The sequence below is a fragment of the Microbulbifer discodermiae genome, assembly GCF_040742695.1.
Taxonomy (GTDB): Bacteria; Pseudomonadota; Gammaproteobacteria; order Pseudomonadales; family Cellvibrionaceae; genus Microbulbifer.
In genome coordinates this window covers 1-23,714 of the sequence record NZ_JBFLAB010000059.1, presented here as the reverse complement: position 1 = coordinate 23,714, position 23,714 = coordinate 1, and the positions used below count along the sequence as shown (strand labels likewise).

17 protein-coding genes are annotated in these 23,714 nt (G+C 57.3%); 6 read left to right on the top strand and 11 right to left on the bottom strand.

The window, feature by feature from the left end; translation table 11 throughout:
- Positions 1-522: 522 nt before the first annotated feature.
- Positions 523-1,896, top strand: coding sequence for a cell envelope integrity protein CreD (gene creD, locus AB1S50_RS16560; RefSeq protein WP_367152136.1), 1,374 nt, complete (start codon positions 523-525; stop codon positions 1,894-1,896).
- Positions 1,897-1,985: 89 nt separating this feature from the next.
- Here creD and AB1S50_RS16555 read toward each other — a convergent pair whose 3' ends face one another.
- The 5 genes from AB1S50_RS16555 to AB1S50_RS16535 form a co-directional block, all read right to left on the bottom strand.
- Entirely contained in the window at positions 1,986-3,644 is a 1,659-nt protein-coding gene (locus tag AB1S50_RS16555; protein ID WP_367152135.1) for an acetolactate synthase large subunit, read from the bottom strand.
- 58 nt (positions 3,645-3,702) lie between these two features.
- Positions 3,703-5,316: an FAD-dependent oxidoreductase gene (locus AB1S50_RS16550; RefSeq protein WP_367152133.1), complete on the bottom strand. Its 1,614-nt coding sequence runs from the start codon at positions 5,314-5,316 to the stop codon at positions 3,703-3,705.
- Between the two features lie 379 nt (positions 5,317-5,695).
- Positions 5,696-8,533 (bottom strand): M16 family metallopeptidase, encoded by a 2,838-nt coding sequence (locus AB1S50_RS16545; RefSeq protein WP_367152132.1) that lies wholly within the window; start codon positions 8,531-8,533, stop codon positions 5,696-5,698.
- Positions 8,534-8,922: 389 nt separating this feature from the next.
- Complete coding sequence (locus tag AB1S50_RS16540; RefSeq protein WP_367152131.1) at positions 8,923-9,327, bottom strand: globin; 405 nt, start codon at positions 9,325-9,327, stop codon at positions 8,923-8,925.
- A gap of 286 nt (positions 9,328-9,613) precedes the next feature.
- Complete coding sequence (locus AB1S50_RS16535) at positions 9,614-10,405, bottom strand: alpha/beta hydrolase family protein (RefSeq protein ID WP_367152130.1); 792 nt, start codon at positions 10,403-10,405, stop codon at positions 9,614-9,616.
- A 274-nt stretch (positions 10,406-10,679) separates the two neighbouring features.
- Here AB1S50_RS16535 and AB1S50_RS16530 point away from each other — a divergent pair, with 274 nt between their 5' ends.
- The 3 genes from AB1S50_RS16530 (at position 10,680) to AB1S50_RS16520 (ending at position 14,130) form a co-directional block, all read left to right on the top strand.
- Positions 10,680-11,843 carry a phosphoglycerate kinase gene (locus tag AB1S50_RS16530; protein WP_367152129.1) on the top strand — a complete coding sequence of 388 codons (1,164 nt, stop codon included), beginning with the start codon at positions 10,680-10,682 and terminating at the stop codon, positions 11,841-11,843.
- Between the two features lie 140 nt (positions 11,844-11,983).
- A complete protein-coding gene (gene fba / locus AB1S50_RS16525) occupies positions 11,984-13,048 on the top strand; it encodes a class II fructose-bisphosphate aldolase (RefSeq protein ID WP_367152128.1) in 1,065 nt (354 codons plus the stop codon).
- A 107-nt stretch (positions 13,049-13,155) separates the two neighbouring features.
- Positions 13,156-14,130, top strand: coding sequence for an alpha/beta hydrolase (locus AB1S50_RS16520; RefSeq protein WP_367152127.1), 975 nt, complete (start codon positions 13,156-13,158; stop codon positions 14,128-14,130).
- Between the two features lie 16 nt (positions 14,131-14,146).
- Here the strand turns inward: AB1S50_RS16520 and AB1S50_RS16515 are convergent, their stop codons facing one another.
- From AB1S50_RS16515 to AB1S50_RS16505, 3 genes are all read right to left on the bottom strand, one after another.
- Positions 14,147-14,995: a DUF2306 domain-containing protein gene (locus tag AB1S50_RS16515; protein WP_367152125.1), complete on the bottom strand. Its 849-nt coding sequence runs from the start codon at positions 14,993-14,995 to the stop codon at positions 14,147-14,149.
- A 139-nt stretch (positions 14,996-15,134) separates the two neighbouring features.
- Positions 15,135-15,911: a LytR/AlgR family response regulator transcription factor gene (locus AB1S50_RS16510; protein ID WP_367152124.1), complete on the bottom strand. Its 777-nt coding sequence runs from the start codon at positions 15,909-15,911 to the stop codon at positions 15,135-15,137.
- Positions 15,908-16,978 carry a sensor histidine kinase gene (locus AB1S50_RS16505; protein WP_367152123.1) on the bottom strand — a complete coding sequence of 357 codons (1,071 nt, stop codon included), beginning with the start codon at positions 16,976-16,978 and terminating at the stop codon, positions 15,908-15,910. Before AB1S50_RS16505 ends, AB1S50_RS16510 begins: the two co-directional genes overlap by 4 nt.
- A gap of 770 nt (positions 16,979-17,748) precedes the next feature.
- On the opposite strand from AB1S50_RS16505, the gene AB1S50_RS16500 reads away from it, so the two are divergent.
- Complete coding sequence (locus AB1S50_RS16500) at positions 17,749-18,561, top strand: helix-turn-helix transcriptional regulator (RefSeq protein WP_367152122.1); 813 nt, start codon at positions 17,749-17,751, stop codon at positions 18,559-18,561.
- 58 nt (positions 18,562-18,619) lie between these two features.
- Complete coding sequence (speB, locus tag AB1S50_RS16495; RefSeq protein ID WP_367152121.1) at positions 18,620-19,570, top strand: agmatinase; 951 nt, start codon at positions 18,620-18,622, stop codon at positions 19,568-19,570.
- A 77-nt stretch (positions 19,571-19,647) separates the two neighbouring features.
- Here the strand turns inward: speB (AB1S50_RS16495) and speB (AB1S50_RS16490) are convergent, their stop codons facing one another.
- The 3 genes from speB (AB1S50_RS16490) to AB1S50_RS16480 are packed head-to-tail and all read right to left on the bottom strand — an operon-like array spanning position 19,648 to position 23,472.
- Complete coding sequence (speB, locus tag AB1S50_RS16490; protein WP_367152120.1) at positions 19,648-20,604, bottom strand: agmatinase; 957 nt, start codon at positions 20,602-20,604, stop codon at positions 19,648-19,650.
- A 47-nt stretch (positions 20,605-20,651) separates the two neighbouring features.
- Positions 20,652-22,070: an aldehyde dehydrogenase family protein gene (locus AB1S50_RS16485; protein ID WP_367152118.1), complete on the bottom strand. Its 1,419-nt coding sequence runs from the start codon at positions 22,068-22,070 to the stop codon at positions 20,652-20,654.
- A gap of 10 nt (positions 22,071-22,080) precedes the next feature.
- Entirely contained in the window at positions 22,081-23,472 is a 1,392-nt protein-coding gene (locus AB1S50_RS16480) for an aminotransferase (protein ID WP_367152117.1), read from the bottom strand.
- Positions 23,473-23,714 lie beyond the last annotated feature (242 nt).

Sequence of the window (23,714 nt, the reverse complement as noted above, 5' to 3'; positions counted from 1 at the left end):
AGGGAGGGTCCGCCTGATGAGGCGGAAATGGCCCAAAGATACCGAGAATCCAACATCAAAACCGATAGGATATCTTTGTTTTATCCTATTTTTGAAAACTGAAAGTGGCGCTGTTGAAGAATTCCCTGATTTTTCAACAGCCTGATAGGACCTTACCAGTGGGAAACAATTGTAATTTTAAGCTGACGAATTAATTTAAAAATTCTTGGCACTTACCTCATCGCTGAATTCAATAGCTGCTAATTTTTTAAGCTAAAGGCGTGGTTGCGTACCAAGTCTATAAGTCATCTACCGGGACAGCTTTTGAAAAGACTGGGTTTATCTGTTTTTGTTGAGGTATACAGGAGTTTCATTTGGCAAACCGGAGGTTGTGAAACTATAATAATGGATTAGATTTCGCACATAGCACCTCTGGAGTTATTAAGATTTTGTGCTGCCATTTGCCATAATTGATCATAATCCTGCCACAAGCTAGCCAGGATGATCTTTTAAAGTGTGTTGAGTTTTTCAAGGAGAAACTCAATGCAAAGCCAACTGGCAATTAAAATATTGATAATTTTTGTAGTCGGAATACTATTGTTGATCCCAATCAGCATGGTAAAGCATAAGATTAAGGAGAGACAGGCATTTTTGGATCAGGCTAAAGCCGCTGTAGCGAAAAGTTGGACAGGCAGTCAGACGATTTTTACGCCAATTTTGGTCGTCCCATATCAGAGACAGGTGCCCATAGCCTCTCCTGGGGAGCAGTCTCCAGATACTGTCAACAGCAAAACTGTACGGGAGTTCAGTTTTATCGTTCCAAACCAGCTGGATCAAAAGATCAAGGTTGATAACGACAGCGTCTACAAGGGCATATATGAAGTGCCTGTATACTCCTCCAGTATCCTGCTAACGGGTATGTTCAATTCAGAAAAGTTGAATGAACACCTGCAGGAAATCGAAAATAAGCCACAGTTTAAATCAATCGAAACACCTTATTTGACATTGCATATAGCCGATATGCGGGGAATCGATCGCAAGCCGGAGCTGTTGCTCAATCAGAAAGCAATGGACCTGCATCCCGGCAGCCATCTCAAGGCCATAGGGTCGGGTCTGCACACCTATTTGGATATGGGCCTGGCACGCGATAAGACGCTCAATTTTTCGCTGACCGTTTCTCTGCGTGGAATGGAGCAACTTTCTTTTGTGCCCCTGGCGGACCATGCGACAATCCAACTTCAATCCAATTGGCCCCATCCGGAATTTATTGGTGCTTCCCTGCCCAAGCATCGGGACATTACGAAAGAGGGTTTCTTTGCCCGCTGGGAGGCAACCCGTTTTTCCGGACACTGGGTGGGTTTTGCCGATCGCTGTATCTCAGGCGACGATTGTAAGGTACTCCTGAGCTCCTCCTCTGGAGTGCGGTTTATCGAACCCATAGATATCTATTTGCAGTCTGAGAGGGTGGTGAAATATGCGATATTATTTATCGGTTTGAGTTTTATTAGTTTTTTTATTTTTGAGCAGGTGGCTCGCCGCCGTATTCACCCAATACAATACGCATTTGTTGGTCTGGCTATATCTTTGTTTTATTTGCTATTGATCTCTCTGTCGGAACACATCGTATTTTTCCGGGCGTACCTGATTGGGGTCTTGTGTTGCTCCTCTCTAATACTATTTTATGTCCGGTATATGCTCGGTAGCTTCAAGTCCGCATTGCTGTTTAGTGCAATGATTGTGGTTCTTTACAGTTTGTTGTACGTCATAGTGCAGGCAGAGGACTTTGCCCTGTTAATGGGAACTGCGCTCGTGTTTCTTGTGTTGGCTGCACTTATGTATACTACGCGTAATATTGATTGGTATAACATTTATTCCCATGCAGAAGCTGAAAAACTTCAAAACTCAATGCTTAAATAATAGTGGACCGTTGGGGGTATAAACCAATTCACTATTGTATGTTCTTGGGAACCCGGGAGGGTTCCCTGTACTGCCCTGATTAAAAGGGTTTAAGGAGCAATTTTCTTCTTTAACGCCTTGCTCAATACCCGCGGCAGATTCGGCAGTATTTTTAGCAGACGGGGCAGTACCTTGCGTTTCATTCCGTTAAGTGACTCTGGGATTACTGCCTCTATCAGGTGTGGGCCAGGATTATTGAGCGCATACTCCATCGCTTTTAATAGTGCCTCCGATGTTCTCACCCGTGTGCCGTGCACGCCCATACTCTGAGCCAATAGCGCATAGTTGGTGACCGGGCCACTGATATCAAGTTGGGACTCGGCTTTCTCTCCGGCTTCTTTCGCTCCCACTCGCTCCAATTCAACGTTCAAAATAGAATAGGAGGCGTTGTTGAAGATAATGGTGGTCACGTCCAGGTTCTCCCGGGCCATAGTCCACAATGCCTGGTTGGTGTACATGGCCGTGCCGTCGCCAATAAGGGCCAACACCGGCCTGTCCGGGCAGGCTACAGCAGCTCCTATAGCGCTGGGCAGTCCCTGACCGATAGCTCCGCCCGTGAGGGTGATCATATCGTGTCTCGGGGCACCGGCAGTCATTGCATTGAGCAACAAGCCAGAAGTGATGGATTCGTCCACAATAATACTGTTTTCCGGCATCAACTCACCTACAGCGCGGCATACCTTTTCAGCGGTAAGTTTGCCCTTGGGTCTGCCCGGCCGGCCGGCTGGTTGCAGCATTGGCTGTGCCTGGCTGGCACCTAGTACCTCCGCGAGCTTGTTCAGGTTGGCTGTGGCATCCTGCTCAGGCGTACTCAGCGTGTGGGCGGTACAGCTATCCGGGACTAAATAACTCTGCTTGCCCGGATAGGCAAAGAAAGACACAGGGGCTTTAGCATCCACCAAAATCAGGTTGTCGAATTCGGACAGCTGCAGGGAGACCAGTTCCGCCAAATAGGCAACACGCTCCACCGGCGGCAGGCCGGCCCCCCGTTGTATGCGCGCGGGAAAGGTTTCCGCAAACACAGTAACACCCGTGTGAGCGGCGATACGGGCAGCTGCCAGCAGCCCCGGTTCCCGCAGGGCTCGACCGCCGAGCAGCATAGCGGTTTTCCTGCCGTTGCGTATTGCGTCGGCAACGCTATCGATGACCTTATTGTCCGCTGTCGGTGCCTGCGGCTGGGGGGGTACCGCACAAGGCTGGCCCCCATCCCCCCAAGAGACGTCCGCAGGCAGAACCAGGGTGGCTACCTGGCCGGGCAGGCCCCGGGCGGCAGTGACGGCATCGGCGGCGTCTCGGCACAGGGATTCGGTGCTTTCCGAAGTGCGGACAAAATTCGGCGAAACGTTGCGAGCGACGGTTTCGATATCAGACTGCAACTGCGCATCGTACTTTACATGATAGGTGGCGTGGTCACCCACGATATTCACCACTGGGGAATTACCCTTGCGGGCGTTATGCAGGTTGGCGAGACCATTCCCCAAACCACAACCCAGGTGCAGCAAGGTGGCTGCAGGTTTCTCCGCCATGCGGGCGTAGCCATCGGCCGCTCCCGTTGCCACGCCTTCGAACAACGCCAGAATTGCCCGCAGTTTGGGTTCGCCATCCAGGGCCGCAACAAAGTGCATTTCACTGGTGCCAGGATTGCTAAAACACACTTCAATACCGGCATCCACGAGGGTTTTTATCAATGCTTGGGCGCCGTTGGGCATCGCTTATCTCCAGATTTTATTCTTTTCATGGGGCTTATTTTGATTGCGTTGTGGTTGGTCAATTGCCCCGGTTGATCGACCGGGCTGCTGCCTTGGCCGTAAGGATGCAGCCGGGCAGGAAAGTGCCCTCGAGAGAGCGTTTGCCATTGCTGCCACCACCGCCGAAACCAGCGGCCTCGCCAACACAATAGAGTCCGGAGATAGGCTTGCCGCTGGCATCCAACACGCGGCTTTGCAGGTCGGTCTGTAAACCACCCAGGCTTTTGCGGGTGGTCAACTGTGTCTGGATGGCGATAAACGGTCCGGCGCCGGCTTTTTGTAGTGGCGCCGGCTTGCATGTGCGCAAACGATCCGGCCCCCACTGACGCGCATGGCGGATCAGCCGGATTTGCGCATCATTGTTGAGTTGGTCACCTTTGCTGAAATTCGCATCAAAACTATCCGCGGTGGCTTTCAGTACTGCCGGGTCAACATCCAGTGAGCAGGTAAGTGCGTTCATTTTTTTTGCCAGTCCATCCAGGGTGTCATCCACAAGAAAGTGATTGCTCTCGTTCTGCATCTGGTCCACTAAAAGTTTGTTACCCAATAGAATTTCCTTAAGGAGTAACGGAAACTGTTTATCCCGGATGCGGGCATTGTGCTCTGCACCGGAAATAGCAAACTCCTTCAATGCAATGCGCCGGTTGAGTAGCTGCCATGTCCAGGGCTTCTCCTGAACGGCAACCTGCTGGCATAACCAGTGGGTATCGAAACCGGTGACCAGGGGTTCCGGTCCGATACGTTCACCGCGATGGTTGAGCCACAAAGCGGACTTACAGGGAATGGAGGAAAGGCCATGACCGGGGAAGTGGGGAAATGGATGCGGAAAACCGGCGGCGTAATTCCACATTTCGCCGGCGTGGGTAATACAGGCCCCGAGATTGTCCTCCGTCCAGTGATGCAGCTTGCCATCAGAAAAGGGATGCGCACCATTGAGCATTTCGGTGGGCTGCGGCCGGTCGATTGGCCAATTGGCCCGGCACCCAGCGTGGTCGCCGTTTATCCCCCCCATGGCCAATACAACGTTAGGCGCCTGGAAGCGGCGTTCTGTGCCGGTTTGTTCGTTGACCGCTATGGCCCCATTCACTTCTCCCGCTTGCCGGTCCAGTGCAGTGACTCTGTGGCCATGATAAATCGACAGTTTCCCCTTGGCGCCTGCCTCCTGCAGCGCATTCACCATGCATCGAACCAGCTCCCGGGAAGTACCCCAGACGATATGGTAGCGGGGTACGCTGTTACCGTCGCCAAAGCGGCCCCGTTCCACCCAATTGACCGATGGCAAAAATTTAAGTCCTTCACTGGCGAGCCAATCGTATACTTCAGCCCGTGAGTGCTCTACGTAATAGCGGGCCCACTGTATCGGCCATTTATCCTGCGGGTCTAACTCGCCAAAGCGCAGCCAGTCCTGCAGCGCCAATTCCGGCGAGTCGGGAATTTTCATACGGCGTTGCAGCGGTGTATCGATCAGTGCCATACCGCCAAAGGCCCACAGCGCTAAGCCGCCAAGCCGCTGTGGCGTATCCCGATCTACAATGGTGACCGTTTTACCTGCTCTTACCGCCTCCAGTGCCGTGACAATACCTGCTAGACCACCCCCAGCAATCAAAAGATCAGAGCAAACAGGTTCTGACATGGTGCTTTTCCGTATTTTTGTTGTTGCAGCAGACCATATAACACAATTCTCAGTGCTTGATAGACTTAGCGGGCCACTAAATTGACTTTACAAGCCACTCTGGGCAGCCGCGAAAGAGATTTCTTCTTCCCAAAGGAAAAGTTCCTGCAAACACCTGTATCCGTGATCTTACAGCCCAGGCGGTTCCGCGCAATGGCGCAGCCATTCAAGGGTGGCATTGCAATCGAGGTGGCGTTCTCTATGGGACCGCAGGGTCAGTAGCTTGGGGGTTACTAAGCGCTGGCAATTTGTGCTTAGAAAGCAATGCAGCCGGGGAAGTTTTCGCAGTGGGATTTTTGATCGCCGCAGCTGGATTTACCAGCTGCGGCTGCGGGTGAGGCTACTGCCCGCTGGCTGTAGCGCCGCTTGTGACCGGCTTGCCGTCGGCATCAATTTCAGTAATTGGTCCGATATTCAGGCTTTGGATTTTGCCGGCGATTTTTTCCTTATCGCCAACAATCACCCAGACAAACTGCTCCGGTTTTATGGTGCTGCGGGCCAGGTCGTGGATGGTATTTAGATCGGCAGAGCGAATCTGCTCCGCGTAACTGTCCATATAATCCAGTGGCCGATCATATTTCACCATATTGGAAACGGCACCGGAAACCGCACCGATGGTCTCGAAGCGCCCGGGTAACTCGTTGACCCTTTTGTCTTTCACCTTCTGCAACTCTGAAGCCATCGCCGGCTTGTTGCCAATATAGGCGCGCAGCTCTTTTTGCAGCTCCTGCAGGGATTCGCTGGTCTTGTCGGTCTGCACCGGGGCATAGACGAGGAACGGCTGCTGTCCCTTGGCACCGGTCATAAATGAATAGGCGCCATAGGCCCAGTGTTTTTCCTCGCGCAGGTTCATATTGATCCGCGCTGTGAAGGTGCCGCCGAGAATATCGTTCATCATGTGCATGGCTTCCCGCTCGGGAATTCTTTCCGAGGGTGCCAGCAGGCCGCCGATGATGATGGATTGCTCAGATCCCGGCTTGTCGATCAGATAGACACTGGCTTTCTCCGGAAGGGCCACTTGAGACAGGTTTTTCTGCGGCAGTGCTGTTTCCGGGGCGCGCCAGTCGGCAAAGTACTGCTCGAGCTTGCCCATCAGCGCTTCCATGGTGATGTCACCGGTGACTACCAGGGTGGCGTTGTCCGGGCGCAGCCAAGTCTGGTGATAGGCGACCAGGTCATCGCGGCTCAGGGACTCGATGGAACTCTCGGTACCGGAACCGGTAAAGGGCACCGCATAGGCGTGGTCGGCACCGTACAGAAGCGGTGGCAGGGTGCGCAGCGCCATCTGCACCGGCCTGGTTTTTTCCTGCTTTATGTTGGCGATCCAGCGACTGCGTTTGCGCTCAATCTCCTCTTCCGCAAAGGCGGGGTTGAGAAGAATATCGGCAAACAGGGCCATGGAATCGTCCAGATTACTGCTGAGCGCATTGAGGCTAACATTGGAAACATCGATATCGGCACCTGCCGAGATACGCGCGCCCAGCATTTCCTCCCTGGCGCTGATTTCCAGAGCGCTCAGTTTCTTGGTGCCTTCTTTCAGCATGGACATGGCATAGCTGGAGGTTCCCAGTGTCTTGCCCTGGTCGGCCGCATAGCCGGCGTCGAACACCATGCGCATATCCACCACCGGCACTGAGTGGCGCTCGGCCAGCACCACTTTCATGCCGTTGGCCATTTCCGCAGTCTGGATCTGTGGGAAAGGTACCGACGGGAACTGTCCCAAGTCCGGCAGGCTGGAGCGATCAGCGCCCGCCTCCGCCACCTGGTACTCGGGGAAGGGGTGCACTTCCAGGTTGTAGTCACCGCTGCTGAGCCATCGGTCAGCGGCTGCGCGCACCTGCTCCGGTGTGAGCTGGCGCTTGTTGGCGATACTGTCCAGCAGGCCGTTGGGGTTGCCCAGATAGAGTTCGCCGCGCGCCAGGGTCACGCCCTTGCCGCTCCAACCGCCCACCTGCTCCAGATTGCGGGCGGCGCTGGCGTACTCCGACATATTGACCCGCGCCAATTCCTCCTCTGTGGGGCCTTCGGCGAGAAAACGCTGCAGCTCTTCCTCGATGGCGACCTCCACATCGGCCAGATCGACGCCCGGCTTTGCATCGGCAATAATCGAGAAAATAGCGGCCAGTTCAAATTCGTACAGGCTGATGCTGACATTGGTGGCGATCTGGTCGGTGTATACCAGGCGTTTATACAGGCGCGAGTTTTTGCCATCGCCCAGTACCGCAGCGGCCAGTGAAACGGCATCGGCATCGCTGTGGCCCAGATAGGGCGTATTCCAAACCTTGTAGACACGCGACTGTGCGACGCGATCGTACATGGTGTCCCGCTTGGACTGATCGCGCTTGGCGATCCAGACATCTTTTTTCACCAGCGGCGGACCGGCCTGGATATCGCCAAAGTACTTGGCGACCTTCTCTTTGGCGGTGGCCACATCGATATCGCCCGCCAGCACCAGTACTGTGTTGGCGGCGCCGTAGTAGGTTTTAAACCACTCGTGGACGTCCTCCAGAGAGGCCGCATCCAGGTCCTCCATGGAGCCAATGGTGGTCCAGGAATAGGGGTGCCCCTCGGGGAAAATGGCGGCCTGCATCTGCTCCCAGACTTTGCCATAGGGCTGGTTCATACCCTGGCGCTTTTCGTTTTGTACCACGCCGCGCTGCTCGTCGAGTTTTTCCTGGGTGATCACGCCGAGCAGGTGACCCATGCGGTCGGATTCCATCCACAGCGCCATGTCCAGGGCGTTGCTGGGCACCGTCTCGAAGTAGTTGGTGCGGTCCAGCCAGGTAGTGCCGTTCATGCCCGTGGCGCCGGCGCGCTCGAACGGTTTGAAGAATTCATCGTTGTAGTTTTCAGAGCCGTTGAACATCAGGTGTTCGAACAGGTGGGCGAAGCCGGTACGCCCTGGCTTTTCGTCCTTCGAACCCACGTGGTACCAGACACCCACGGACACGATCGGCGCCTTGTGATCCTCGTGTACTATCACCCGCAGGCCGTTGGGCAGGGTGAATTTCTCGTAGGGAATATGCAGTGCCTCTGTAGCGGTGGGCATCTGGCTCTCCGCGACGGGACCAGTTTCCGCTGTGGCACTGGGGCTGGTTTGTGTTTGTGGAGGTTTGTCACAGGCGGCCAGCGCCAGGGACAAAGCGAGGGGAATCCAGTGGGGTTTTACGATTTTCATCGAGGTTTCCTTACGCGGTAGATTTATTTTTCTAGGGGCCTTCCCCAGCCCTTGCAGAAACTACCGGCGAACCCAGGTTCCACTCTTATGTAGGGTCTTTATTGCCGGCAGTTACCGGAAACTGTGATGCCGGGGCTGGCTTTTTTGTCAGTTGCAAAGCGGGGCTGTGGCCAGTTGTGCCGGAACTTTATACCTTTTGCCCGGGGTGCTGGCAAATGGAGGCGCCTGCCCGGCAGTGCGAGTTGATCCAGTTGTGGGGCCGGGCTGGCGGGTTCAACCGGCCCGCCGGGTGAATACCAGGGCACGGCGCGCCTCCGCAACAGCAGCGGTGAGCCCTGCAAGGCTCACTCAATAGGCGCCCTAACTGCGGGGGCAGGGGCTGGGCAGCCTCAGTAGGCGTCGCGGATCAGGTCGATACCCGGTTGAATAGCGCGACGCCAGGAGACTTCAGTGGCTTCGGTAAATTCCGGGTCGTGCTTGCGCAGTGTCTGGATCAGGGCCTCCAGCCAGAGCCCATACCACTGGGGGTGGATATTGTAGCCGCTGCGGGAGTGACTCTCGCCCAGTGCGCGCAGTTTGGTGTCGGGCATGCCGCGTGCATGCAGCACCAGTTGCATGATGCCATTGCGCAGCAGGTGGCGTTGGTTGGCCATGTTGGTATCGACAAACTGAGCGCGGATTTCCGCTGAGCTGCCCATAAAGCAGTCGTAAAAGTCCACAAAAAACAATTCCTTGTTACAGCAGCGACCGTAGCTTTGAAATACGATATCGCTATCGGCTGTTTCCCTCTCCATGCCTGTATCCTCTGTTCTGATTTCCGCCGGCGGTGGATTGTAGCGGCGCAGCCTGTTGCCGCAAGTCCTTTCGGTTGTCAGGTTCGCCATTGTCATGGCGCTATTAACCGGCCATTGCACAGGTGCGCAACGGTACTTTGAGTCTCATGAGGACAAGCCAGAGCAGCAATGCAGAAGCCTGCACAGCGTTGCGGCCAGCGAAGGGGGGTTGCCGGCCCTGACACTGCAATCATGACCGGGGGAAGTTGCGTCGCGGTGCAGCTCCATATGGCCTGCAATTTTGCCGTCAGCGCCCATCCGGTAGCCGGGGAATATAGCGGCTGGCCCAGGCGACCAGTGTGTCCGCCACATAGTCCGCATCCTCCTTACGGGTCAGCAGGTGGTCAGCGTGATCGAGGCTGATAAAGCTTTTTGGGTGCAGGGCGAGGTTGTAGATCTCGGCTGCTTCGTCGATGGACACGGTTTGGTCGACCGGTGAGTGATAAATCAACAGCGGTCGCCGCAGCTCGTGGATGTAATTTTTCTTGAGCGCGTCCAGGTCGTCCAGGAACTGTTTTTTGATCGTAAAGGGGCGCCCCGCCAGTTCGACCTCCGCCTGGCCCTGGGTCTGGATGGTATCCAGGGCGCAGGCAAACTGTTTGATCACATGGTTGGGGTAGGCGGGTGCGGCGATGGTGGCGACTGCCTTGGCCTCGGGGATCTCCGCCGCCGCTGCCAGCACAGCTGCACCCCCGAGGCTGTGGCCGATCAGCAGGTCCGGGGCATGACCGCTCTCCGCCAGGTAGTGCGCCGCGCTGATAAGATCCTCCACATTGGTGGAGAAGTTGGTCTGGCTGAAATCCCCCTCGCTATCCCCCAGGCCGGTGAAGTCGAAACGCAGCACCGCGTAACCCTGGTCCGCAAGGTGGCGGGCGATGCGGGCGGCGGCCACCACATCCTTCCCACAGGTGAAACAGTGTGCAAAGAGTACCTGGCCGCGGGCCTCGCCCGCCGGTGCCTCGACAATGCCGGCCAGAGTCTGGCCGCGGCTGCCGCTGAAATTGACTTTTTCCCGCCGCCGGCGGTTACTGCTTTCCATCTTCGTCTATTCGCTCCGGAGGCTGTTTGGGGGGCTCTATGGTAGGCGGCGCCCGAAGGGCCGGCAACCACAGGCGGAGACTCCCTGCATGGCAGGCCACCCCGCTGCCCCGCGCCACAGGGCGGCTGTCGTAATTCAACTACACAAAGGCTTGGTATACTCCGCGCCGCTTGGTGGGCGCTGGCGGGCTTGCAGCTTATAATCCGCGCCTGTTCCCATGGGCGCCTGGCGCCCGTATTTCACACAGAGCAGTGACTGGCAGAGAGGGCTGGCTATGGCGGTTAAACTGATGACGGATTTGGATCTGGCGGGCAAGCGGGTACTGATTCGCGAGGATCTGAATGTGCCGGTGAAAAATGGTGAGGTTACTTACGACGCCCGTATTCGCGCCGCACTGCCCAGCATCCAAGCCGCTATCGATGCCGGCGCCAAAGTGCTGCTGATGTCCCACCTGGGTCGGCCCAGCGAGGGAAAATACGCCGAAGAGTTTTCCCTGGCGCCGGTGGCGGCGCACCTGAGCGGTCTGCTCGGCCTGGATGTACAGCTGGTGGGCGATTGGCACAATGGTGTCGAGCTGGCCGACGGCCAGGTGGCACTGCTGGAAAATGTGCGTTTCAACCCGGGCGAGCAGAAAGATGATCCGGAACTGGCCAAGGCCTATGCCGCCCTGTGCGATATTTTCGTGATGGATGCGTTTGGCACTGCACACCGGGCCCAGGCATCCACTCACGGTGTGGCCCGCTATGCGCCGGTTGCCTGTGCCGGTCCGCTCCTGGCGGCTGAGCTGGAGGCTCTGCAGCGGGCGCTGGCGGAGCCGGCGCGACCCCTGGTGGCCATAGTCGGCGGTTCCAAGGTGTCCACCAAACTCACGGTGCTGGAAAGTCTGTCTGCCAAGGTGGACCGTCTGATCGTCGGCGGCGGCATCGCCAATACGTTCCTGGCGGCCAGCGGCAGGGCGGTGGGTAAATCCCTGTGCGAACACGAGCTGGTGGATACGGCCAGGGCACTGATGGAAAAATGTGCTATTCCGCTGCCGGTGGACGTGGTCACCGGCCGGGTGTTCAGCGAGTCCGCCGCCGCGGAAACCAAGTCCGCCGAGGATGTGCAGGCGGACGACATGATCTTCGATATCGGCCCCCAGTCCTCTGAGCAGCTGGCAGAAATCCTGCGCGAGGCGGGGACCATTATCTGGAATGGCCCTGTGGGGGTGTTTGAGTTTGATCAATTTGGTGGCGGCACTGAGCGGCTGTCCCGGGCCATAGCCGACAGCGCGGCTTTTTCCATTGCCGGAGGCGGGGATACCCTCGCCGCGGTAGACAAATACGGTATCGCCGGCAAGGTTTCCTATATCTCCACCGGGGGTGGCGCCTTCCTCGAGTATGTGGAGGGCAAGCCCCTGCCCGCGGTGGCGATGCTGGAATCCCGTGCTGACAGCTAGTGGGCCGCAAAGCCGGATGAGAGAGAAGTCAGGCAAGGTTTTTTCAGTACTGGGGCCCCTGGCCTCTAGCAGAGAAGGTGCTTCGCCCCCGGCGGGGAGCGCCAGTCAAATCGACCAGTTAAATAACGAAGGTATTGTTCATGGCCCTTATCAGCTTGCGTCAACTGCTGGATCACGCTGCCGAGCACGATTACGGCGTGCCCGCGTTCAACGTCAACAACCTGGAGCAGATGCGCGCGATCATGGAGGCCGCCAGGCAGACCGACTCGCCGGTGATCGTACAGGCCTCCGCCGGGGCACGGAAATATGCCGGTGCGCCTTTCCTGCGCCACCTGATCCTGGCCGCGATTGAGGAGTTCCCGGAGATTCCAGTGGTGATGCATCAGGACCACGGCACCAGCCCCGCTGTTTGCCAGCGCTCCATTCAACTGGGTTTTAGCTCGGTGATGATGGACGGGTCACTGCAGGAGGACGGCAAGACGCCGGCCTCCTACGAGTACAACGTCGATGTGACCCAGCGCGCAGTGGCCATGTCTCACGCCTGTGGTGTATCGGTGGAGGGCGAACTGGGTTGCCTGGGTTCCCTGGAAACCGGTATGGCAGGGGAGGAGGATGGTGTCGGCGCCGAGGGCAAACTGTCCAAGGAGCAATTGCTCACCGACCCGGAGGAGGCCGCCGACTTTGTACGCAAGACCAGGGTCGACGCACTGGCCATTGCCTGCGGCACCAGCCACGGCGCCTACAAGTTTACCCGTCCACCCACCGGTGACATCCTCGCCATAGACCGCATCAAGGCCATTCACGCGCGCATCCCCAGCACCCACCTGGTGATGCACGGCTCATCGTCGGTGCCACAGGAGTGGCTGGCGGTGATCAATGAGTTCGGCGGTGAGATAGCGGAGACTTACGGTGTGCCGGTGGAGCAGATTTGCGAGGGAATCAAGCACGGTGTGCGCAAGGTGAATATCGACACGGATTTGCGCTTGGCTTCCACCGGCGCCACCCGGCGCTTCCTGGCCCAGAATCCGTCCGAGTTTGATCCGCGCAAATTCTACCAGGTAGCACTCAACGCTATGCGGGACATCTGTGTGGCCCGCTATGAGGCCTTCGGCACCGCCGGTAATGCCAGCCGGATTCGCCCCCTGAGCCTGGAGGCAATGTCGCGGCGGTATGAGGCCGGGGAACTTGAGCCACAGGTCAAGTAGCCATAACAACCCCGGCGGTGACGCGGCCAGAACTTTTGGCGCCGCCGGCCGCCGCGGGCATAGGTCCAGCTGCGCAAAAAATGCAGTAACATGGAACTATGGATCTAATGCAAGAGTTTTCCAGTCTGCCGCACAGCCCGGTGATCCGGCGGCCGGACTATTCGGCCCTGCGTGAACAGCTGCCGGACCTGGACTTTTGCGGCGACGAGCCCCTGCCCCCGGCGCTGGAGGATTACCGCAATTTTTACCACCTGCAGTTTCCCCTGGCCCATAAGACCGGGGTGGGGACCTTTGTCGCGTCCGGTTTCCAGCTGGTGTCCCAATACTGGCTGGTGGAAAAGCCTCGGGGTACCCTGTTTATCTGCCACGGCTATTTCGATCACACCGGTATTTATGGCCCGGCCATCCGTTTTGGGCTGGAGCGCAACCTGAATGTGGTGGTTTTCGATTTTCCCGGGCACGGGTTATCCAGTGGCGAGCGGGTGGCTATAGATACCTTCCTGCAGTACCGCCAGGTACTCCACACACTGCTGCGCATTGCCGCAGACAAGCTGCCCGGTCCCTGGCACGCGCTGGGCCAGAGTACCGGCGGTGCGGCGCTGCTCGCCTATCTCCAGTACAGTCGCTGGCAGCCGTTTGACAAGGTGTTTTTGCTGGCACCGCTGGTGCGCCCGGCGCGCTGGCATCTGCGCAAGTGGATCTACTACCTGGGTCGGTTGTTTCTACTGGCCCCCAATCGCGGTTTCAATATCAACACGCACGATGCGGAATTCGCCCGCCGCCAGGCGCATCGGGACCCGCTGCAGTCGCCGGTGATTTCCATGCGCTGGCTGGGGGCCCTGGTGGACTGGCTGGAAACCTTCCCGCAGACGGCGGTGAACAGGAAACCGATCCTGGTGGTACAGGGCACCGGGGACGAGACAGTTTCCTGGCGATACAATATGCGCGCGATTCGCTCGCGCTTCCCCAACAGCCGGCGGGTGATCATACGCGGTGCCCGCCACCAGATGATCAACGAAACCCAGCCCTACCGGCACCGGATACTGGTGGCCCTGGACCAGTGGTTGAACGCCCGCGATTGACAAGTTCGCAATCAGCTCAGGCGGTCAAGCGCGGCAGCCACAGCATCATTGCCGCGGCGAAAATACCCGTGGCGGTGATCAGCGTAAACAGGCCCAGGCAGGCGCTCATGGATAGGCGGGCATAGCTGCTGTGACTGTCGCCTGCGCGAAAGTAAGCTTCCAGCAGCACCAGCGGCAGCAGGTATTGCGCGAAACCCAGGAAGACCACAAAGGGGCCGGTCAGCGTCTTGGGGTCAAAACCCACCGGGCCCTGGTTGACCAGTAGCCAGAAGGTCAGGCCCACGCGAAAAAACCACACGCCACTCACCACCAGAAACAGGCGCAGAGCCCAGCGTTTGTGCTGCTCAAAGCGTTTGCCGCGCGCGAAATGCAAGGCGGCTGCGGCACAGGCGAGGATCAGCAGGGCGTTGATGGAGATGGCAACATCCTGAATTGGGCTGCCTTTGGGTGATTCCCGGCTCCAGACCAGGTAGAGCCCACCGAGGCTCATGATGACCGCGGAGAGCAGATAGAAACGGCCGTTCCAGCGGTGGAAACGGGGCCAGCGGCGGCGCACCTGGGGCGCAAGCTGCAGCGCGGCGCCGGCGATAATAAAGACGGTGAACAGCAGGTGCAGACCCAACACCAGGTTGCCGATCAGATCCCCCTCCACATAGCCCACCGGCATCGCCTGATTCCAGCGCTGCCAGTCACCGGTCACTGCCGTTCGCAGATAAAACCCCACCACATAGGCCGCCAACATTAACTGGCCGATAACCGCCAGGGTCAGCCAGGTGGCTCCGGCGCTGTGTAGTAACTTGAGGCCGCCGTCACCGGCATGCCTGGTCGCGGGCCGGGTGGCCCCTGTGACTGCAGTGCTCATCATTCCCCCTGGTGTTTTTCCTTGATCCACACAACTTAAGTGCGGCTTGCCGCTACGGCTAGAGGGGAGGTGATGGGCTGCGGATAGAGTGCCGCCAATGGCGATATGGGTGGCTGAACGGTGTCTTGGGTGGAGGCAGATACTACATCTGGCGGAACAAATGCAGATAACGCCGGCTGACCGGCAGCGTTTCTGACCGGTGCCGCAGATGGATTCGGGCGGTGTCACCCTTGCGCACCAGGTGGCTGACCGCGCTTAGGTTAACTACAACCGAGCGATGTACCTGTGCAAACTGCTCTGGGTCCAGCTGGCTGAGTAATTCCGCCAGCGGCGTGCGGATAAGCGCGTCGCCGGCCTCACCGCGGTCTTCGCACCAGGCCACCAGTGTATATTTGTCGTCCGCACGGAGGTAGTGCACATCATCTACCGGGATTAGCCGCAGTACCGAGCCGACAGATGCGCGAATCCAGCGCAGGGTTTCGGTTTTCTTTTTTCGCTCCATCTGCGCGGCCAGCTGCTCCAGCAGAGACCCGGCGTCCGGTGCCGGCTGCGCTGTACGCAGGCGCTCCTGCAATCGCGCAACGGTATCTGCCAGGCGCTCCATTTCCACCGGCTTGACCAGATAGTCCAGCGCGCCCTGGGCGAAGGCCTCCACCGCATAGCTGTTAAAGGCGGTGATAAACACCAAATGTGAGCGTCGGCCGATACGGCGCGCTGTCTCCACGCCGGAAAGTCCCGGCATATGTACATCCAGAAAACAGATATCCGGCTGCAGCCTCTGGAATTGCGCCAGGGCCTCGCGGCCGTTGCGCGCTTCGGCCACCACCTCAAGCTCGGGCCACAGAGTGGCCAGCTGGCGGCGGAGGGACTGGCGCAGCAGTGGCTCGTCTTCGGCGATCAGGGCTTTTGCGTTGGTCACTGGGCCTCCTGTGCGGGAAAGTCCATTTCCGCCAGCAGTCCCTGAGGTTCCATTGCGATGAGCCGCAGCGAGGCCTGGTCGCCGAAGGTCAATCGCAAGCGCTCGCGCAGGGTTGCCAGCCCAGTGCCGAGCCCTTCCGCTCCCGACTCTATGCCCGCGCCGGTATCGGCGACCTGTACCAGGCAGCGCCCACTCACCAGTCGCAGGCGCACATCGATACGACCTCCCGCTTCGCTCGGGTCTATGCCGTGGCGCACCGCATTTTCCACCAGTGTCAGCAGGGCCATGGGTGGGCAGTGCATTTTCTTAACCGGTGTATCGGCGGCGACGGCATACTGCAGCCGGTCCGGAATGCGCATCTGCATCAGCTCCAGGTAGGCCCGCACCAGGGACAGTTCCCGGTCGAAACTGCTCTCCACCTGTTCCCTTCCAGGCACTGCCGCGCGCAGGTAGGCGATCAGACTATCCAGCAGTGCCGGTGCCCGCGGCGATGCGGATTCCACCAGTTCACGGACATTGGCCAGGGTGTTGAACAGGAAATGCGGTGTCACCTGGGCCTGCAAGAGGCGCAGCCGGGCATCCAGAGCCTGGCGCTCCAGCTCCCCGCGCTCGCGCTCAAAGGCGCGGGCCTGGTTGCGCACCGCCGCATCCCGTTGGCGCAACAGCGCCGCCATAGCGATCCAGGGCGCGGTCAGCAGCCCACCGATAGTGAGCATCGCAAAGCCGCCCGCCCGGTGGTGATCCTGCCAGAAGGGTGGGGCGCCCGGCTCGGTGGAGCCCACGTAAATAGCCCACAGGGATATTGGGATTGAGGCGCTGACCCCCAATACTTGCAGCACCCAGCGGGGCATCCGGCGGGGTTCCCGCGGCCATCTCTCCAGCACGCTGAATACCAGCAGGGCCACCAGCCCGGCCGACAGGATACGCAGCAGCAGGCTTGGGTATGAACTCTGCCAGGTCAGGCCCAGTGGCAGGCTCCAGATCAGCGACGCGATCAACACGGTGCGCAGCCGGCGCCAGCTGGGCAGCAATAAGGAGGGAAATGAGAGAGCTTGGCTGTTGCTCATGGGCGCAGCAGGTTTTGTTTTGCCGGTATTCTCACATATTCCGCCGGTCCCTGCGATTTGTGGTCAGTGAAACCCCCAAAGCAGGCGCTCCCACTTGTCGCTTCTTCCACCGTAATAGCAATGCATCCCCCTGGCATGGTGCCCGGCATGGGCAAGCCGCTTCTTTTGGTCAGACAGCGCGGCTGCCCACAATGGTTACAGAGTGGAAGCGATTGATGGGGGATGAGGGGGCTGTAGATGTTTTGGAAGTCAGTCTGCCGCCGAATCGTTGTTGACCTGAGTGAATAACGCCGTACTTTCTGTTGCTGCTGGGGACAGGCTCGCCGCTTTTATTTTTTATGGGCGGAATCCCTCCGTTTAGCCAAGTACCCAGGGGTAATTGTGGCACACGGATCTGGCGCCCCCGGCCGGGGGTCGACGCCAAACCCTGAAAATCAAGTGGTCCGCGTATTTGCGCAGGTTTTCAAGGAGGCAAAACTATGGGTCAGGGATTCACTATTGGGTTTCCAGGTTAACAAATCACTTGACTAGAAAAAGAATGGTCTCTTGGGAATCCAGTGGTACTCACCGCAACTTAAGGTATGGAAAGAGTGCCTTTATATCTGTAAAGCCAGATTCGATTTTTTGCAGATCCTTCTGCAAATAGTTTCTCTATAAGTGGTGGTGTTAGGAGGCAGCTTACATTTGTAGCGCCTGAAAACTCTATATGGTGTTCTGTATTGTCTGGCGCTATGCTTGGGCGGATGAACAGCCCCTCTTCAGAACGTCGCTTGAGCGAGATAATCCGCGCCATTGGCAGCACGGATTTTTTCCCCGGTTTGCTGTCGTGGCTGGGGATCGACACCCTGGCGAGTGATCCGCTGGCATTGCTTTACCAGCCTGATCAGCGGCCACTGGTGTTGTATCACAATTATGGTGAAGCCTCTTATCAGCATCATGTGCGCGACTATATCGATACCGGCATCTACGTACTGGATCCCTTTTATCGGGCCAGTGTCGAACAGCAAAGGCAGGGGATCGCAATGCTGAGCGATGTGGCCCCCGACGAATTCGAGCAAACCGAGTTTTTCACCCGCTACTATTTACCGCTGAAGCTGCACCATGAAATCACTATTCAGGTGCCTTTGTGCGAACATAGTTTTATTCATTTGTCGCTGGATGCAAATGAGGGGTCCGAGGACGCTTGTCACAATGTATTGGCTGCCAGGTTGGATATTTTGACGGCACTGTTGTTCCAGCACGGGCAACAGCAACTTCAGGCACTTGGATCACAACAATTCGTAGCCCAGAGTGTGCAGCAGGCGTTGAACAACTTTGGCAGCAGCCTGCTCACACCGAAAGAACAGGAGCTGGTTCGATTGATGTTGCAGGGGCATTCCAATCAATCGGCCGCCGAGCGTTTGCAGGTGGCCCACTCCACCGTAAAGAGCCATCGCAAGAGCATCTACCAGAAACTGGATATCACCAATCAATCGGAATTGTTTTATTTGTTCCTGGACTCTCTGCCCCACCTCTCGGCGGACGAGCCGGACCCTCTGAGTCAGTATCTGGCCCCTGCCGCCCCTCCTCCCAAAGGGGGATAGGGGAAGACAGCACCTTTGATTAGACTGAGGTTTTTCGTCCTTATAATCAGAGGTAGTCATGTCCCTCCCCACCGATTTTGCGATCACCCGTGATTTTCTGAAGGGTAGTGATGTCGAACCCACCTATGCCGGGGTTTTGAGCTTTTTACGCCGTAACTACAGTCGCAATCTCGACGGTGTGGATGTGGCCGTTACAGGTATCCCCTACGATCTGGCGGTTTCCAATCGCTCCGGTGCGCGCATGGGGCCGAGAGCCATTCGCGCGGCATCGAGCAATCTGGCCTGGGGTTCGGTCAATCACTGGGGCTTTGATCCCTTTGATTATCTCGCCGTGGTGGACTACGGCGATTGCGGCTTCGACAGTAGTTGCCCACAGGAAATTCCGGGGATTATCGAAAACCATATCGCGCAAATTCTGCAGCAGGACACAGCGACACTGGCACTGGGCGGCGATCATTTTATCAGCTACCCGATCATCAAAGCCTATGCGAAGAAGTTTGGTCCACTGTCGCTGATTCACTTCGATGCCCACTACGACACCTGGAACGACAGTAAAGGCACCATCGATCATGGCACCATGTTCTATCACGCGGTACAGGAGGGGCTGGTGGACCCATCGCGTTCTATCCAAATTGGTATGCGCACCAGTATCGATGACACTATTGGCTTCCAGGTGCTGGATGCGCACTGGGTTCACAGCAATGGCGTGGACGCAGTGGTGGAGGCCATTCGCGCGCGTATCGGAGATCACCCCAGCTACCTTACCTTTGATATTGACTGTCTCGACCCCTGTTACGCGCCGGGTACCGGCACACCGGTTGTCGGCGGGCTGAGCAGTTATCAGGCACAGCGTATTTTACGGGGACTGGAAGGTATTAATCTGGTGGGTATGGATCAGGTGGAAGTGGCGCCCGCTTACGACCATGCGGAAATTACCGCACTGGCAGCGGCGAGTCTGGCCCTGGATATGCTCTGCCTTTACAGCAGTGCCAGGCGCCCGGGCCGATAACCCTCTCTTTAATTTCCCTTTTTGGGGCCGGTTTCTGTCGCCGGTCTGCGGCACATCCTTGTTTCGCAGGGTTAATATCAGTCACGCCTGATACAGCCGGGAAAACTGCACAACATTTCAAACATCAGGTTGGCGGCCAGCAGGGAGGTGTTGCCGCTGGTATCGTAGGGAGGGGATACCTCCACCAGGTCCGCGCCCACCAGATTGGTGCCCCAGCAGCCGCGAATAATTTCCAGCCCCTGGGACGCTGTCAGACCTGCCGGTTCAGGTGTTCCTGTTCCCGGTGCCACTGAAGGATCCAGGCCATCGATATCAAACGACAAATAGACAGGGGTGTCTTTGCCAATGCGCTGACGGACTTCCGCCATCAATGGCTCCAGGGATTTGTACCAGCACTCTTCAGCCTGGATCACCCGCACACCCTGGTTGCGTGACCAGTCGAAATCTTCGGCGCTATAGCCGGTGGCACGCAAACCGATTTGAACCATTTTGTTGCCTTCCACCAGGCCCTCCTCCAGCGCACGGCGGAAGATGGTGCCATGACATTCTTTCTCCCCGAACATGTGATCGTTGATGTCCGCATGGGCGTCCACGTGAATCAGCGCCATGGTGCCGTGCTTTTTATGCAGTGCGCGCAATATCGGCAGCGCTATGGTGTGATCGCCGCCGACAGTGACCGGCTTGATATCGTGAGCCACCACCTGGTCATAGTAGTCTTCGATAATGCGAATCGACTCTTTCAGGTTGAAGGTATTTAACGGCACATCACCCAGATCGGCAATCTGAAAGCTGTCAAAGGGTGCTGCACGGGTGGCCATTCCATAGGGGCGCACCAATACGGATTCATTGCGCACACTGCGCGGACCAAAGCGGGTTCCACTGCGGTTGCTGGTACCAATATCCAGGGGGACACCGACGATGGCGATATCCAGGTTGTCAGACAGGGAGGCTGACGGCAGTCGAAACATGGTGCCCGGGCCGCCAAAGCGCGGCATCTGGTTGCCGCCCAGGGGCTGATTAAACGGTTGGTTCATAATGCTTCCGTTTGCTCATTAATTTTAACAGGCTGATATTAGACGGGTTACTCGACAGGATGCTGAATGGCCTTGATTTCAAGGAATTCTTCGATGCCCAGTGGGGAAAACTCGCGGCCATTGCCGGATTGCTTGTAGCCCCCGAAAGGCACCTGGCAATCGAATACCGCGCCATTCAGATAACACTGGCCGGCCCTGATCTGTTTGGCGATAGACAGCGCCTCGCTGTCACTGCCGGCAAATACCCCGGAAGATAGCCCATATGGCGTATCGTTGGCAATCGCCACGGCCTCATCGATATCGGCATAGGGTATCATACACAATACCGGGCCAAAGATTTCCTCCCGGGCAATGGCCATCCCATTGTGAACGTCGGCAAAGATCGTGGGTTGAATATAGTATCCCGCTCCATCCACCTGTGCGGCCTCGCCCCCGCAAACCAGTCTGGCGCCCTCCTGGCGACCCAGCTGGATATACTCGAGCGCGCGCTGCTGTTGCTGCCGGGAGCTCAATGGCCCCATGAACGCCTGGTCGCCATGTCCCAACACCAGCGACTCGGCAATCTGTTTCGCCACGGCCACGGCTTCCTTGTAGCACTCGGCGGGCACCAGCATGCGGGTTAACGCAGTGCAGGTCTGGCCGCTGTTGAGCATCACATCCTCCACCCCATAGCGCACTGCTGTTTTAAGATCCGCGCTGGCGGTGATAATAAACGGTGACTTGCCGCCCAGCTCCTGGGTGACGCGTTTGACCGTAGGCGCAGCGGCTTTGGCAACCTCTACACCCGCGCGGGTGGAACCGGTGAAGGATATAACGTCGAGGTCCGGGTGTTGACTCAAATGGGCGCCCACATTCTGACCCTTACCCGGTACCAGATTGAATACGCCAGCGGGCAGTCCGGCCTCCAGCAGGATTTCCGCCATCATATAATCCTGCAAGGGGGTCTGCTCAGACGGCTTAACCACCATAGTGCACCCGGCCGCGAGCGCGGCGCCCACCTTGCCCACAAACTGGTGTAGGGGATAATTCCAGGGATTGATAAAACCGCAGACCCCGGCGGCTTCCCGAACCACAATGGCGTTGTGCATGGGCTCTTCCCAGGCCACCGCGTCCATGTGCTGGGCGAACAAACGCATGGCCTGGATGCTACCTTCGATCTGCAACCATTTAGCCACCTCAAGGGGACAGCCCATACTGTCGGACACCACCTGCGCCAATTGGTCGGCGCGGGCTTGCATAGCCTCCGCGATGGTAACCAACAGCTGTTGTCGATAGGCCACGCTGGTAATCGACCAGGCCGGGAATGCCGCTTTAGCGGCGGCCACGGCTCTATCCACATCTCCGTTTGTCGCCGAAGGCACTCTAGCTACCAGCGTTTCCCTGGCGGGATTGATGACCTCCAGCCATTCGTCGCCGCCGGAGGCAACCCATTGACCGTCAATAAAAAGCTTGTCGAGATGATTCACTGCCAGGTCCCTACAACTGATAACCTTCCCGCCCAAGCTCCGCCACGGTTGCCTCAATACTGGAACGAAGGGTGTCGACAATAAAATCGATCTCGTCGCGGGTCAGATTCAACGGCGGCGACATTACATTCAGGTGGACAATCGGCCGGACAATCAACCCCTTGGTGTCGGCGATATTGGAAATACGTTTGCCGATGTCCAGCTCTTCCGGGAAAAGTTCGCAGGTTTCCTTGTTGGCCACAAATTCCACACACCACATAAAACCGCGACCGCGCACATCGCCCACTATGGGAAGGTCCAACAGGGATTTCAGGCGTTCCTCGAAGTAGGGTGCCAGCTGAGACACATTGCCGGCCAGATTTTCACGCTCCAGGATTTCAATATTCTTCAGGGCCGCAGCACAGGCAACCGGGTGACCAGAGTAGGTAAAGCCATGGGCGAAGCAACGCCCGTGCCCCTCTTCACTGATAACCTGGTGAATCCTGTCGGAATAGATGGTTGCACCCAGCGGCTGATAACCGGAAGTGAGGCCCTTGGCGCAGATGATGATGTCCGGCTGAATGCCGAACGCGTCTTCCGAGGCAAACCAGTGGCCCAGGCGGCCAAAGGCGGTCACCACTTCATCGGAGACATAGAGGATGTCGTATTTTTTACAAAGCTCCCAGGTGCGTTGGTGATACCCCTGTGGTGGCACAATCACGCCACCGGCACCCAGTATGGGTTCGGCGAAAAAAGCGGCGACTTTGTCTACACCACCCAATTCAGTGATTTTGTCTTCCAGCTCCTGAATCAGGCCGTCGAGAAACTCGGCTTCGGTTTTACCACTGGTATCGCCGTAAAACTTCGGTGCCGAAACGTGATGAATAGTATCGGTGATGTAGTCGAATTCCGGTGGATGGTCCCCTGCTTTGCCACCGATGGACATAGCCGCGAAGGTGGAACCATGGTAGGCCGACTTGCGGGAAATAATGTGCTTTTTGTCGTGCTTGCCGCGACAGTTCTGGTAGTAGTGAATCAGGCGGAAAGCCGTGTCCACGGCGGTGGAGCCACCGCAGCTGTAAAAAACATGGTCCAGATCACCCGGGGCCAGCGACGCAAGTTTTTCTGCCAGCAGGGTCGCCGGCACATTGGTCAGATCCACAAACGGGCTGGAATAGGACATCCGGCGAACCTGTTCCGCAATGGCCTCTGCCATTTCTTCGCGACCCGTGCCGATGTTGTTGCACCAGAGGCCCCCGACCGCATCCAGATAACGGTTGTTGTCGGTATCGTAAATATAACAGCCTTCCGCGCGCCCTATGGGGAGGGCGCCCTGGTGGTTATACACATCAAACACCGTCCAGGGATGAGTGAAGTGCGCCTTGTCTTTCTCCACTAATTCTTTGGTGTTGTAATCACTCATAATATCTCTCTGAGCTTTTAAATCATGGCAACCAGTATGGAGGTCTTTCGGTTGTGGAGGTATCCCACTTAAAGGGGAGCATCAGGGTGGTTGGATTCTAGCAGGCTGTTGAAAAATCAGGGAATTCTTCAACAGCGCCACTTTCAGTTTTCAAAAATAGGATAAAACAAAGATATCCTATCGGTTTTGATGTTGGATTCTCGGTATCTTTGGGCCATTTCCGCCTCATCAGGCGGACCCTC